General features: G+C 44.0%; 13 protein-coding genes. 10 read left to right on the forward strand and 3 right to left on the reverse strand.

The annotated features are described in order from the left end of the window. Positions 1-278: 278 nt before the first annotated feature. From AAGA18_01845 to AAGA18_01855, 3 genes are read left to right on the forward strand one after another with little or no spacing between them, the layout of a single operon-like run. On the forward strand, positions 279-2,534 hold the full coding sequence (locus tag AAGA18_01845; protein ID MEM9444070.1) for an ATP-binding protein: 2,256 nt from the start codon (positions 279-281) through the stop codon (positions 2,532-2,534). Next, positions 2,500-3,720: a response regulator gene (locus AAGA18_01850; protein ID MEM9444071.1), complete on the forward strand. Its 1,221-nt coding sequence runs from the start codon at positions 2,500-2,502 to the stop codon at positions 3,718-3,720. Before AAGA18_01845 ends, AAGA18_01850 begins: the two co-directional genes overlap by 35 nt. A gap of 51 nt (positions 3,721-3,771) precedes the next feature. After that, complete coding sequence (locus AAGA18_01855; protein MEM9444072.1) at positions 3,772-5,037, forward strand: response regulator; 1,266 nt, start codon at positions 3,772-3,774, stop codon at positions 5,035-5,037. A gap of 63 nt (positions 5,038-5,100) precedes the next feature. Here AAGA18_01855 and AAGA18_01860 read toward each other — a convergent pair whose 3' ends face one another. Continuing rightward, on the reverse strand, positions 5,101-5,298 hold the full coding sequence (locus tag AAGA18_01860; protein ID MEM9444073.1) for a hypothetical protein: 198 nt from the start codon (positions 5,296-5,298) through the stop codon (positions 5,101-5,103). A gap of 12 nt (positions 5,299-5,310) precedes the next feature. Then, positions 5,311-6,462: an LptF/LptG family permease gene (locus AAGA18_01865; GenBank protein ID MEM9444074.1), complete on the reverse strand. Its 1,152-nt coding sequence runs from the start codon at positions 6,460-6,462 to the stop codon at positions 5,311-5,313. A 34-nt stretch (positions 6,463-6,496) separates the two neighbouring features. On the opposite strand from AAGA18_01865, the gene AAGA18_01870 reads away from it, so the two are divergent. The 6 genes from AAGA18_01870 to rplS are packed head-to-tail and all read left to right on the forward strand — an operon-like array spanning position 6,497 to position 10,195. Next, positions 6,497-7,063 carry an SIS domain-containing protein gene (locus AAGA18_01870; protein ID MEM9444075.1) on the forward strand — a complete coding sequence of 189 codons (567 nt, stop codon included), beginning with the start codon at positions 6,497-6,499 and terminating at the stop codon, positions 7,061-7,063. Between the two features lie 3 nt (positions 7,064-7,066). Further along, positions 7,067-8,401 carry a signal recognition particle protein gene (ffh, locus tag AAGA18_01875; GenBank protein ID MEM9444076.1) on the forward strand — a complete coding sequence of 445 codons (1,335 nt, stop codon included), beginning with the start codon at positions 7,067-7,069 and terminating at the stop codon, positions 8,399-8,401. 29 nt (positions 8,402-8,430) lie between these two features. Beyond that, positions 8,431-8,811 carry a 30S ribosomal protein S16 gene (gene rpsP, locus AAGA18_01880; GenBank protein ID MEM9444077.1) on the forward strand — a complete coding sequence of 127 codons (381 nt, stop codon included), beginning with the start codon at positions 8,431-8,433 and terminating at the stop codon, positions 8,809-8,811. Positions 8,812-8,835: 24 nt separating this feature from the next. Next, complete coding sequence (locus AAGA18_01885; GenBank protein MEM9444078.1) at positions 8,836-9,087, forward strand: KH domain-containing protein; 252 nt, start codon at positions 8,836-8,838, stop codon at positions 9,085-9,087. Further along, positions 9,084-9,794 (forward strand): tRNA (guanosine(37)-N1)-methyltransferase TrmD, encoded by a 711-nt coding sequence (trmD, locus tag AAGA18_01890; protein ID MEM9444079.1) that lies wholly within the window; start codon positions 9,084-9,086, stop codon positions 9,792-9,794. The genes AAGA18_01885 and trmD overlap by 4 nt, the downstream gene beginning before the upstream one ends. Further along, positions 9,791-10,195 carry a 50S ribosomal protein L19 gene (rplS, locus tag AAGA18_01895; protein ID MEM9444080.1) on the forward strand — a complete coding sequence of 135 codons (405 nt, stop codon included), beginning with the start codon at positions 9,791-9,793 and terminating at the stop codon, positions 10,193-10,195. The genes trmD and rplS overlap by 4 nt, the downstream gene beginning before the upstream one ends. 268 nt (positions 10,196-10,463) lie before the next feature. Here the strand turns inward: rplS and AAGA18_01900 are convergent, their stop codons facing one another. Continuing rightward, positions 10,464-11,450, reverse strand: coding sequence for an acetyl-CoA carboxylase carboxyltransferase subunit alpha (locus tag AAGA18_01900; protein MEM9444081.1), 987 nt, complete (start codon positions 11,448-11,450; stop codon positions 10,464-10,466). Positions 11,451-12,176: 726 nt separating this feature from the next. On the opposite strand from AAGA18_01900, the gene AAGA18_01905 reads away from it, so the two are divergent. Further along, positions 12,177-13,121, forward strand: a complete 945-nt coding sequence (locus AAGA18_01905; protein ID MEM9444082.1) for a DUF1570 domain-containing protein — start codon at positions 12,177-12,179, stop codon at positions 13,119-13,121.

Here is a 13,121-nt window from a genome sequence, read left to right on the forward strand (position 1 = left end):
CTTATGTTATTACAATATTTTATATGCCTGCCGGCTCTTTACTCGACTACATCATATACAGGGATTTATTCTGGGATTTCTTGCTGATCAGGTTATTAGAAAGTTTTCTATTAGCTATTATACTTCCACTTCTTTTTCTTAATATAGGTCGAAAATTTGTAAAAATTTGGCCGTTGTTTCTTGGTCTAATTACTAGTGCTGTAATATCGTGGATGATTTATAAAACGGAGGGTGCTAATTCCGTTTACTATGGTGGCCTAAATTTAGTTATATTGGTGATGTCGGTATTAATTCCCTGGAGCCTTTGGGAAACCATGATTTTGTGGCTGGGAACCTTATTTCTATATACGGTAGCTTGTTTAGCTCACAGTCAAATAATCAATATAGAGGTTAGTTTCTTTATATTTTTAACCGGATTAGCGTGTGTTATTTCTACTTATTTAGCCTCTAAGGCGAGGCTTAAGGACTTTCTCTTAAGGCAACAGCTCAATGAGAGAAACGATGAATTACAGCGGCTCGATCAACAGAAGACGCAATTTTTCTCTAACATCAGTCACGAGCTGAGAACGCCGCTTACCTTGATCTTGTCTCCTATACAGGATCTGCTGCATAAGTCGGAAAAGTTACCTGACCAAGTGCATAAGACTCTTTTACTGGCCATGCAGAATTCATTGCGCCTATTAAAGCTCATCAATGATTTACTGGAGGTGACTCGGCTGGAGCAGGCAGAGTTCAAAGCGGACTTTAAAAGGATTGAGGCGGGAGGTATGGTGAAAAGCCTGGCCCATTCCATCAGGCACTTAGCGATTGCCAAAGAGATCAAGCTACAGATTGAGGGAGCAAAAGAACCGTTGTGGATTCTGGGAGATCTTAGCTTGCTGGAGAAAGTGTTTCTCAATCTCTTTACCAATGCCATTAAATTTACCAAGGAAGGGGGGGTAATTTATGTGCGTTGCAGAAAAGATGGAGAGCAAGTTTTTTTTGAAGTAGAGGATACGGGAATTGGTATTCCAGAAAAAGAGTTGCCTAATATTTTTGACCGGTTTCACCAGGTTGACGGCTCCTCTACCCGCAAGTATCAAGGCGTGGGGATAGGCTTATCTTTGGTTAGAGATCTCGTTCATAAACACGGTGGGAAAATAGAGGTGAAAAGCGAGGAGGGAAAAGGCACGTGTTTCCAAATTTGCTTGAAGGGAGCTCCTGCCCAGACCGATGAAGAAGCGGTCACCCTTTCCACTCAAACGTCGTCGATACCTAAAGCATCACAAGACCCATTATTGGCAGCGTTCAAGTCCGCTGACCGCTTTTTAGTGCATCATGAGGAAAGTGAGGCATTACCCGAAATTGGCCAAGGTGAGTTTACCCTACTAGTAGTGGATGATGAGCCCGACATGAGACGCTTTATTACTAGTACGGTAAGTGAAAAATACACAATTATTCAAGCTGCTGATGGGGTGTCCGGTTTAGAGCTCGCTAAAGCGCGCCGGCCACATTTGATTTTGCTGGATTGGATGTTGCCGGGCATGAGTGGACCTGAGGTTTGTAAAAAAATTAAGGGAGATAAGGAAACAAGAGGGATAAAAATCCTGATGCTGACGGCTAAGATGGACGAGGAATCCAAGATAGAAGGCTTGAATGCTGGAGCCGATGACTTTTTAGTGAAGCCTTTTAGTACTTTGGAGTTGCAAAGCCGGGTAAAAAACCATCTCAATACAGCAGCTTTGGAAGCGGATTTGAGAGAGAGTAATCAAGAACTCCAGCAGGCTTTAGATCATTTGAAGGCTACGGAGTCTCAGCTCATACAAAGCGAAAAGATGAATGCCATGGGCAATCTGTCTGCGGGCTTGCTACATGAGATCAATAACCCACTGAATTTTTCATTAACCGCTTTGAGTTTTGCTTCACAGTCGTTGTCGAGTGATGATGAGATGGTACGCGAAGCGTTGGATGATATCGAAAACGGGTTGGGAAGGGTGCGTGATATTGTCTCTGACTTGCGCATCTTTGCCTATCCCGATGAAAAAGGTTCTCTGGAATGGGTGTCTATGGAGGAACCCATCAAATCTGCTTTAAGAATGTTGTCGCACGAGTTAAACAATGTAGAGTTTGAGTCTCAGGTATGTAACGATTCCATAGCCTATCTTTGTAGGCAGCAAATTACACATGTAGTCATTAATTTAATATCAAACTCGGTGAAAGCTACCAAGGATACTGCTGCTAAACGGAAGCCACAAATCTATTTGAAAGTTGAGAAAGTGGAGGATGAATATTTGCGTCTTTCAGTTAAAGACAATGGTTGTGGTGTCAGTCAGGAAACCTTAAAGAAAGTCTTTAATCCCTTTTTTACGACTCGTGAAGTAGGGGAGGGCTTAGGGATCGGCTTAAGCCTTTGTCACACTTTGGTTAAGAATCATAAAGGAACAATCGATATGAGGAGCAAGGAAGGGGAATGGACTGAGGTCATAGTGACGCTCCCTATTAACCCCGCGGAAGGGAAAGATGACAGCAGAAACAGATTATTACAAAGTATATAAAATTCTTTACGTGGATGATGAGACAAATTCACTGAAGTACTTCAATAGGTATTTTAATACAAAATTTCAGGTGACTACAGCTGAGACTGCGGATGAAGCTTTGGAAATACTGGCCGAGGCTCAGGGGGACTATGCCTTAGTCATGTCGGATCAGCGTATGCCCGGAATGCAGGGGGTTGATTTTTTAGCAGAGGTTAGACGCGAGTATCCAAAGATTGTGAGAATTCTCACAACAGCATATGCGGATCTAGAGAGTGCCATGGACTCGGTGAATAAGGGCTATGTCTATCGTTATGTGGTGAAGCCTTGGAATCTACCCGAGCTGGAAATGGTGCTCAAGCAGTGTTTTGATTATTACAGACTTTTGCAGGAGAGAGAGTCGCTGATCTATGAGAAGCTCAGTGTCAATCAGCGCTTTTTGATCGCCAATCGTGTGCATTGTTTAGGCTTAGTCACGGCAGCCCAGGGTGGAACTTGGGAATTTGCTGAGTTAGCACTAGCTGATTATGTCAAAGATATTCCAAGGGGCATTGAAAAAGCTTGCCAAGAATTTGCCATAGATAAGAGCAAGGATATTTTACGAGGTGGAAGTATGTTGCAGAGCGAAGAAAGAGCTCCATTACTGCATTTGGCCAGGGACCTATCCACATTTATACAAGAAATAAAACTTGGTGATAAGGAAGAAGTGGATTTCTCTGTATGGATCAAGGAGCTTCAAACTACTGCCAAATTACAGATAGATTTAGATTTAGCCGATCAATTGCCCAGCTTATCCATAGGCAAAGCTTGCTTAGAAACGGTCTTGCAGGACTTGTCCGAACTCGTTAGCAAACACGGAGATGGTAGGGCACATTTGAAGGGAGCCGTTGGCCAAGACCCACATCTTGGTAATGTGGTGAAGCTTGTGCTTTCCTGTAAGAGTTCGAGTTTATGGAGTTCTTACAACCTTATAGAATTATACGCCTTGCTTCTCAAGGACGAAGGATGGGAGTCGGGTCTTAAGTTGTTTCGAGCCTATTTAGGAGTTTATGCCCATGGTGGGGTAATCCATCGGGTTCATGATGAAGAAGTGTGTGGTGTGGAAATGAAAATTCCCCTCAATATAAAGGATAAAGCCCGCTCAACGGCAAAAGATGCGGTCGATTTATTATTAGCGACTTTTGCGAAATGGGATGCTAGGGGTTAGACGTCAGAAATATATTGTTTGTTGCATGCAATTGAGAAAGAGTGGTTTATCATGATAGAGAATAAAGAGCCATCCAGGTTACCTGTTGTCTTATATGTAGATGACGAGCTGAAGTCGCTCAAGTATTTTGAGAAATTCTTTGAGAAGGAATTTCAGGTTATCACGGCCTCTTCTGCTCAGGAAGGGATGGATATCCTAGATGATCGCGGACAGCAGCTAGCGGTCCTATTGGTCGATCAACGCATGCCCATGAGACCCGGCGTCGACTTGCTGGCCATGGCAAGAGATAAATTTCCCAACATCACCAGGATCATGACCACGGCCTACACGGATATTGATTCCGCAGTTCGAGCTATTAATGAAGGGCAAGTCTTTCGTTATGTGACCAAGCCTTGGGATCTGGAGCTTTTAAAAGAGATTTTATTGCTTGCTGTAGAAGAAAACAAAACACACCAGCACAAAGATTTGTCGGTAGATGAGCGAGTCGATCTCGCAAAAAGACTCGTGGTTGCCGACCGTGTAGAAAATTTGAGAAGGAGTGCGGAGTGTGTGTCCTGGCGTTTAAGAAACTCTATAGCATCTATATCAGCCTTTACCAAGATCATGCTGATTGAGTTGGAAAAAGGTATTGAAGAGAGTGATATCAAGGAGCGAAGAAAAGCATTTCTAGATCTCGGAAGAATTGCCAATAGAGAAATCGGTGAGGTTACCAGTTTCCTGAAGAAACTGTTGTTGATTAGCCAAAGCGGAGGTGATTTTAATCCTCAACGATTGGACAGCAAGATGCTTGTTGACGGGTGGATCCGAACGGTTCGTTCGGAATTCGATAAGAAAAGCATTAATTTTATCATGAGCCCAGACTCGGAGTACCCAAAGATCATGGGTGATGATAAATTGCTCATGAAATCTGGTAACACGCTCCTTAAAGTCATGCTCAAGGTGATTGATCCTCATACAGAAATTTCTGTTAAGAGCTCGACAACAGCACTTAAAGGCCAGCGTGGGTTGGTGGTTCGCTTTCGCTTGGCAAAAGGAGCAGTTTGGGCTGATTCAGATTGGAAAAGCCTCTTTGACCCTTTTTCAAAAAGTTCTGATTACGATAATACTTTGGAGCTCCTTGGTGCTTTTTTTGTGACTTATCAACACGGGGGCGAGATCACCGTGAATAGAGACTTCGAGGATGGCTGTGGTTTGGATTTCTTTTTGCCCCTTAATAACACAGAAGAGGTCTTTGCTCCTTTTGAAAATGATAATTTTGATAGGCTTTGGGAGCAATTCACTGGTTCAGAAAAGGAAAAGGCTAGTGAGCAAAGTTGAACTCGTATCAAGCAACAGAAATCTAAAGATGTGCACAACATCTTGGTTCCAAGAGGCATAGACTTATCTGGGGGTGTCACGTACGGAGGTATCTTTGTCGACACGCTTTTCTTTGTGACTCAAGCTTTTACACATCTCGTTCAACTTCCATGACATCATCCGGGTTGATATCAGGGCATCAATCCGGTAGAGATAGTCTGTGCATACTGTAATCTTCTGGATACCCCCGTTGTGTGCCAGGATATGACAAAAAATGCCCATGCGAACTTTCCCTTAGGATGGATTAGCCAGTTTTGGGCTCTTTGGTCTGGTGAAAAAAGTAGATACGTTCCACAGCCAGCCAACTCTGTAGGCATAAAGGCTGAGGCCTATGATCCCGAAGAAAACGACCCCGCTGAATCCTGCGACAAGAGGTGGGATTCTATATCCCTTACCCAGGGAGAGTGATACTTTTTGCCAAATAAGCAGAGTCAACAGAATAAAGACGCAATTCATAATGACAGCGCCTACATTCTGCCTGCTGTGAGTGACGCCTAGGGCAATAGCATATAAAGCGAGGACAAATGGGATCAAGGGGTAGGCAAGGCGGTAATAATGTTCTGTGTAATAGGGCGCCATACGAATGTTTGCATGCTCCTTGGGACCGTAAATAAAATGGTGGAGCTCGGGCCAGGATAGTTGGTCGGGTGGCCTCAAGACGGCTACAAGCTTCTCAGGGGGATCCTTAAGAAATTCTGCATTCAATTGCGGAATAATATCAGAACTAGTCCTTTCCACATTTTTATCATAGTTAATTTCTCTGACATAGGCTAAGTCCCAAAAACCCTCGTCTCGGTAAGTGCCCTGGGCGACAAACAGTTTTTTGATATCATTTCCAGCGGCATCTCGTAGGAGGATTTCACCTTGGGTGAAGGTTTGAGTGGTGATGTTAACGGTTTGTAAAAACCAAAGTGTATTGCTTTCCGGATTGTTGTAGACAACAGCGTGGTAAACAAGGTCCTCGCTTTCTTTTCCTTTAATAACATTTTCAATCACGCGCCTTTTGGACTCACTACTAGGAGCTAAGTCCATGAAGAAGCAAAAAAGCAAAATGCCCAGTAGTGATGCAACGGCAAAAAAAGGAAAGGCCATACGCGCCAAGCTGATGCCAGCCCCTTGGATGGCAATGGTTTCACGGTGGTGAGATAGATTGGCCAAGACATAGAGGCTGGAGACCAAGAAGCTGACTGGTAAAATGAGCTGAGCAAGTCGAGGAAATTGCACGAGATAGAGCTTAAAAATGAGAAAAATAGAGGATTCGGTGTTGATAAAGTCATCCGCGTTACCGAATAGATCCGCAATAATCATCAAGAAGTAAAGGCCAATGGTACTGTAAATGAGTGGTTTGATCAGAGCAAAGAGGATATAGCGCGTAATTATCTTCATGACAGATCTAGAAGATTAGGTAATTTGCACTGTTATGTTAAAACCTCAAGAACAACTGAACGAGCTCAAGGAAGTTGTTAAAGCTAGTGAAAAGGTCTTACCTAAGGTAGAGGCGTTTCTCCCTGTCCTGATCAAATGCCTGCGATCTGGGAATAAGCTAATGGCCTGTGGTAATGGAGGTAGTGCGACAGATTCCATGCATTTGGTGGAAGAGCTTGTAGGAAGGTATCGAGGGGATAGAAGGTCTCTTCCAGCGGTTTCCTTGAATGGGGATGCTTCGGTTCTCTCATGCATAGCGAATGACTGGAATTTTGATCATGTTTATGAGCGTCAGATCGAGGGCTTGGCTAAGCCGGGTGATATTTTGGTGGGTTTCACGACTTCGGGTAACTCAGTTAATATCGTAAAAGCTTTTGAAAAGGCCAAGGAAATGGAGGTTATTACCTTAGCCCTCATGGGCAAAACAGGTGGGCGCTGCAAGGGACTTGCCGATTACGAAATAATCATCCCCAGCCATAACACTGCGCGCATCCAGGAAATGCATACGTGGCTCTTGCATGTGATGTTAGAGTGCATAGAAGAAGAGTTTTTAGAGGATTGATAAATGCTGACAGTTCTAGGTGAAAAATTACAGGGCGTTTTTAAACATGTTCGGGGTTATGGTAAGTTAACGGAGTCCAATATTGCAGACGCTCTCAAAGAGGTACGCTTAGCTCTCTTGGCAGCCGACGTGAACTATGGCGTAGCGCGTGATTTTTGTAATCGTGTTAAAGAGCAGGCCTTGGGAGAGGAATTTCAAAAGAGCATTCGCCCGGGGGACATGTTTGTCAAGGTGGTCCATGACGAGCTGATCAATATCTTTAACAACGAAGGTAGCAGCTTATCCGACCGCCAACAGGCCAAGATAGCCATGTGCGGTCTCAACGGAGCTGGAAAAACAACCACCTCTGCCAAGCTGGCCTTGTACCTCAAGAAGAAACAGCGTAAATCCGTCTTACTGGTAGCAGCAGATCTTTCTCGGCCTGCTGCTATTGAGCAGCTTGAGACATTGGGGCAGCAAATTGAAGTGCCCGTTTTTTCTCCAGAGCCCGGGTCAAGTTTGAAGCAGCATATCCAAAAAGCTCTGGGGGAGGCTAAATCTCGAAATGTGGATGTGACTCTTTTTGATACTGCTGGCAGAACGGAGGCCAATGATGAACTCCTCAAAGAGCTCAAAGAGGTGATGGCTCTCATCGAACCCGATGAATGTTTATTGGTAGCGGATGCCGCTATGGGGCAACAGGCTGCCGAAGTTGCCTCCAGATTCCGGGAAGCAGCGCCTATTTCAGGACTTATTTTATCTAAATTTGATGGCGATGCCCGCGGAGGTGCTGCTCTGTCTTTACAGACATTGACCGACTGTCCGATTAAATTCCTAGGGTCCGGTGAAAAAGTTGAAGCTCTAGAGGAGTTTGATCCTTCAAGATTAGTAGACCGCATGCTGGGCATGGGAGATATTGTAGGGCTTGTAGAGCAAGCTCAAGATGCTCTCGATCTAGAGGATGCGGAGCGTCTGCAAGAGAAATTAAAGCGGCAGCAGTTCGATTTGCAGGATTTTCTGGATCAAATGCGTCAAATGAAGAAATTAGGCCCTATGCAAAATATACTTGGCATGATCCCAGGAATGGGTAACATTTCAGGTTCCTTTGAGGAGGGGACTCTAGTCCGAACAGAGGCGATCATATGCTCAATGACAAAGCAGGAGCGCCGAAGGCCTGAAGTCCTAAATGCTCGGAGGAGGCAACGAATTGCACTTGGCAGTGGCACCCAAGTTCGGGATGTGAATGAACTCCTGAAACGCTTCAAGGGAATGAAGAAGATGATGGGTAAGTTGACACGGGGTGGCAATATGGAAGCAAAATTAAAAAAGATGTTAGGAAATCTAGGTGGACTGACCTAGTAACACTATTAGGAACATAGGAGAACAAGATGGCAGTATCAATTAGACTGCGCAGAGGAGGCAACAGAAATCGAGCTTATTACCGTGTTGTAGTAGCGGATAAGCGCTCTCCACGCGATGGTAAGTACATAGACCAGGTAGGCACCTATGACCCGATCAAGAAGGATGATAATTTTACCTTGGACCTTGAGAAGGTTGATGACTGGATCAGCAAGGGAGCGCAACCTTCGGAGACGGTTAAGAGTCTGCTAAAAAAGGCTCGTAGAATTCCGGTCGAAGCGGCTGAAAGTGAGACAGAGGCACCTAAAGCAAAGGAGACTGTGGAAGAAGTAGTTGCAGAAGTAGCTGCTGTCGAAGAGACGGCCCCCGCAGAAACCGAACCTGAAAAAGCGGAAGAGAAGACGGAATAAGTATACTCGCATCAATGAGGCATCATGAAATATTTCGTAGAGTTTGTTGTTCGCAATTTGGTAGAACATGCCGACGAGGTAGATGTCGCAGAGATTTCTAGCGGACGTGCGACAAAGTTACAAGTTCGAGTCAATCCTCAAGATGTGGGCCGGGTGATTGGTAAAAATGGGCGGACCATCAGCTCTATCCGAGGGTTGCTCAACGCAGCGGCTATGAAATCTAAGCAAAGAGTGATACTGGAGTTGGTAGAAGAGGCCGCCGTTAGGGACGCGTGAAAATTGACGTCATTAGCCTCTTTCCAGAGATGATGGATGGGGTGCTCAATGCAAGTATCTTAAAGAGGGCTCAGGAACAAAATATTGCCAAGATAAGGACACACGACCTTAGGGAGTTCGCAGAAGATAAACATAGAACGGTTGATGACAGACCTTTTGGAGGCGGACCGGGGATGGTACTAAAATGTGAGCCACTGGTTAGGGCTATAGAAGAAATTAAGAAACAGGAGGATGGTTCAAAGAAAGAAGCAAAAATAATTTATCTGACACCGGAGGGCAGGCTATTCGACCAGTCAATAGCTAGAGAGTTGGTCCAAGAAGAGCAATTGATTTTAGTTAGTGGGCATTATGAAGGTATTGATGAACGAGTGCGAGAGTGTTGGATAGATGAAGAGCTTTCAATTGGAGATTATGTATTAACGAATGGAGTGCTTCCAGTTCTAATAGTGATAGATGCTATCGTAAGGCTTCTTCCAGGGGTCTTGGGCAATGAAGAGTCGGCGGCACAGGATTCGTTTGGTGAATTAAAAATTTTAGAAGGACCCCATTATACAAGGCCGGCGGAATTTCGCGGTATGCAGGTTCCCAAGGTGCTTTTAGATGGTAATCATGCCGAGATTGATAAATGGAGGCAAGAACAGGGCTTAAAGCGAACACGAGAGAGAAGAAAAGATTTAATAACCAAAGAGAAAAAGGAAATATCATGAGGATCATCGACAAGATTGAAAAAGAACAATGTAAGAAGCAGATAGCGGATTTTAAGGTGGGCGATTCTGTAAAGGTATCCACCCGGGTCGTGGAAGGTGAGAAAGAGCGCATTCAGGTCTTTGCAGGGATTGTTATCGCTCGTTCGGGGAAAGGTGTGAACGAGACCTTTACGGTGCGTCGAATCAGTTATGGCGAGGGTGTAGAGAGAGTTTTCCCCCTAAATTCCCCTCGAGTTGAGAAAGTTGATGTTGAGCGTCCTGGTGCTCCACGTCGTGCAAAACTATATTATCTCCGGCATCGCCGCGGTCAAATGACAGTTAAGGCTGACAAAAAGGCGTTAAGGAAGCAGTCTGCGCTGAAAAAGTCCAAAAAAGTTAAGGCGAAGAAAAGCGAAGGATAAGCCGTGCGCAAGGGATTGAGGTGGGTCGATATCCCTCCAAGTCTAAACAGCGTACCACGGTGCATCACACAAATCTTCCAAGGCCTGCTTCGGCAGACCCCAAGGTGGCTGAAAATGAGTCAATGAAGCAGATGTAAAGCTGTATAGACTTTAACTTGCCACAGATACTTATCTAAGAGCCATTTGGATTAAGTTTTGTAATAACTCTGCCTCGTAATCCTTTTATGCTTTTATTCCCGAATCAGGCATTAGCGTCTGTTGATTCGCCTTATTGCTCAGGAGAATGGCTTTCCGCAAACTGTCCGTAATTACGGTAGCGGTCATATCTATCATTGAGACGTTTCTTGACAGAGCCCTTTCGCAGATCCTTGAGGTTGCTGAGAAGAGCCTGCTTTAATGCCTCGGAGGCTGTAGACCAATCTCGATGTGAGCCTCCCTGTGGTTCAGCAATGACCTCATCGACTAGTTTCATATCTAGTAGCTCTTTAGCATTCATTTTTAGGGCTTCTGCGGCATCTGGGGCATAGGCTCTGTCTTTCCACAGAATGGAAGCACAACCTTCAGGAGATATCACTGAATAATAAGAATTTTCCATAATGAGAACGCGATCTGCGACTCCAATTCCTAGGGCTCCTCCGCTGCCGCCTTCTCCGATCACGATGGCAATAATAGGGACTTGGAGCGTAAACATTTCTCTGATATTAACTGCTATAGCTTCAGCTATATGACGCTCCTCAGCTGTTACCCCAGGGTATGCTCCTGGTGTGTCAATGAAACAGACGATAGGGATCTTAAATTTATCCGCCATCTTCATAAGACGGAGGGCTTTGCGATATCCTTCCGGATGAGCACAACCAAAGTTACGCATAACATTTTCCTTGGTGTTACGCCCTTTCTGATGACCAATAATAAGCATGCGTTGTTTGTCTATAGTGGCGAAGCCACCAATGAGAGCCCTGTCGTCCATAAAGAATCGGTCTCCATGTAACTCAATGAATTCAGAACTAATTAAATTGATGTAATCAAGGGTGAAGGGGCGCTTAGGATGTCTTACGATTTGCACGCGGTGCCAAGGAGTTAGATTATTATAAATCTCTTGTTTCGTTAGGACTAACTTCTTTTTGAGATCCGTAATCTCATCTTGTAAATCAATGTTGTGCTTCCCAGAATGTCCATTGAGGCTTGAAAGCATCTTTTCGAGTTCTGTAATAGGTTTCTCAAACTCTAGTGGTGCTATATCTTGACTAGCTTTCATTGTTCATGCTTATCATTAAAAAATACATAGCAAAATTCTCCCAGAACTACAGTAGTCCGTCAATCCATGATGCTTGGTTTATGGTGATAGGATTTAACCTGAATGGTGCTATAGAGATTGAAAGATCGGAACAAGATCTCGGCTTCAAAGAAACACAGAGTCTTCTAGAGGCATCACCTTGTTGATACCTATGTCTGAACTCTATCTGGATTGGTGCTGCACACCCTTGATAGCTCAGACTTCACTTGCTTCTAAAAAGATACGGTCAAAGGATGCGATTGATATAGCTTTGTCGAATCTATTCTCTTTGTGACTCCAATTTTTACTCATCTCGTTCAACTTCTATAACATGATTCGGGTTTAGTTATTCATTTGAGATTATAGTTTTAAGTTATCTGTCTGGTTAGTATGTCAGCGAGTATTTTTGAATTCATTTTAAACATCCATTTTTGGCATACCTGGGTTCAACCGAGGTCCCCGGGAGATTCAAGTATTCATATATTTTTGCACTGGATTGATTCCTTGATATCAAAACGGATCTAAGGATGAAAGGACGGTACAGATCTCTAGAGGTTTTCACCGGTGAAACCAGAGAGTTGAAGATGGATTGGGGATTCTTGCCTATTCATTAAAAAATGCACTAAAACTGCTTGAATGATAGTCTTTAATATAATGAAACTGGTTTTGCTTCTTAAAAACAAACCGATGTATAGTAGAGGGGAACCCATGAAATTACTTCAAGATCATGCTCGTACCGTATTTTTGATGGTATTCTATATAATTGGATTTGAGGGGGTGGCTTATGCTCAAGTGCCAAGTCAGCCAAATTCGACTACTCAAAAGTCTCTTAAAGATGCGTCACTTAGAATCACGATCAAGGCTTATGATTTTGAACTAGATGATCGGACAAGGCGGGACCTGGAGTTAGGGCTGGCCAACGTTTTTACCTTTTTTCACTACCGCTTTAGAATAGGTTATCACTTACCTTTTCACATGAAAGTGAATATGTTCAAGGACGGAGCTCAATTTGATGCCTTTTTTAATGAACCGGGCATTCACCGGAGAGTTGCTGGAAGGTATACGTTTAGGACCAAAGAGGTTTCGGTGCATTGGACCGGCTCTAGAGATAAAGTTATTTCTACAGCCATTCATGAAACGAGTCATCGAGTTTTGGGTGCAGCAATAAGGTCCACTACTTGTCCCATGTGGCTCAATGAGGGTCTAGCTGAGTATTTTGGGCAAGGAAGAGCTTCAGGGAATAATGTGGTGATTAAACCAAATACATATCAAGAGCGATTGCTACGTGACGCGCTGCGCAATGGTTCTTTGCCAGCACTCAAAGAACACGTAAATTTACATATAATAGCGTGGCAGGGTGGAAACACTCAACTGAACTATGCCATTGCTTGGTCCATGGTTTCCTTATTGATGTCTTCAAACCAAGGCAAAGCTCTTATACAAAAAATACTTCATGAATTAGCCTACGATAGACCGAGCACATTCGATAGCGTTCTGGCTTTCGACAAGCACTATAAAGGTGGGCTAACTTATTTTGAGAAAGAGTGGCACAAATATATTGAAGGTCGGAAAAAGAGCATAAGCTATCCTAGTGATGTACGTAGGAGAGCTTTTTTTGAAGTGATTCCTTCGACGTTGAGGGTAAATCGCTAG

This window comes from Verrucomicrobiota bacterium, assembly GCA_039192515.1.
In the GTDB taxonomy this organism is placed as follows: Bacteria; Verrucomicrobiota; Verrucomicrobiia; order Methylacidiphilales; family JBCCWR01; genus JBCCWR01.

Excerpts from the sequence above, each read along its gene's own strand:
- AAGA18_01885 (MEM9444078.1), top strand. The coding sequence starts at position 8,836 with ATGAAATATTTCGTAGAGTTTGTTGTTCGCAATTTGGTAGAACATGCC.
- ffh (MEM9444076.1), top strand. The coding sequence starts at position 7,067 with ATGCTGACAGTTCTAGGTGAAAAATTACAGGGCGTTTTTAAACATGTT.
- AAGA18_01845 (MEM9444070.1), top strand. The coding sequence starts at position 279 with ATGTCGGTATTAATTCCCTGGAGCCTTTGGGAAACCATGATTTTGTGG.
- AAGA18_01860 (MEM9444073.1), bottom strand. The coding sequence starts at position 5,298 with ATGGGCATTTTTTGTCATATCCTGGCACACAACGGGGGTATCCAGAAG.
- AAGA18_01870 (MEM9444075.1), top strand. The coding sequence starts at position 6,497 with ATGTTAAAACCTCAAGAACAACTGAACGAGCTCAAGGAAGTTGTTAAA.
- AAGA18_01905 (MEM9444082.1), top strand. The coding sequence starts at position 12,177 with ATGAAATTACTTCAAGATCATGCTCGTACCGTATTTTTGATGGTATTC.
- AAGA18_01855 (MEM9444072.1), top strand. The coding sequence starts at position 3,772 with ATGATAGAGAATAAAGAGCCATCCAGGTTACCTGTTGTCTTATATGTA.
- AAGA18_01900 (MEM9444081.1), bottom strand. The coding sequence starts at position 11,450 with ATGAAAGCTAGTCAAGATATAGCACCACTAGAGTTTGAGAAACCTATT.
- rpsP (MEM9444077.1), top strand. The coding sequence starts at position 8,431 with ATGGCAGTATCAATTAGACTGCGCAGAGGAGGCAACAGAAATCGAGCT.
- AAGA18_01850 (MEM9444071.1), top strand. The coding sequence starts at position 2,500 with ATGACAGCAGAAACAGATTATTACAAAGTATATAAAATTCTTTACGTG.
- AAGA18_01865 (MEM9444074.1), bottom strand. The coding sequence starts at position 6,462 with ATGAAGATAATTACGCGCTATATCCTCTTTGCTCTGATCAAACCACTC.
- rplS (MEM9444080.1), top strand. The coding sequence starts at position 9,791 with ATGAGGATCATCGACAAGATTGAAAAAGAACAATGTAAGAAGCAGATA.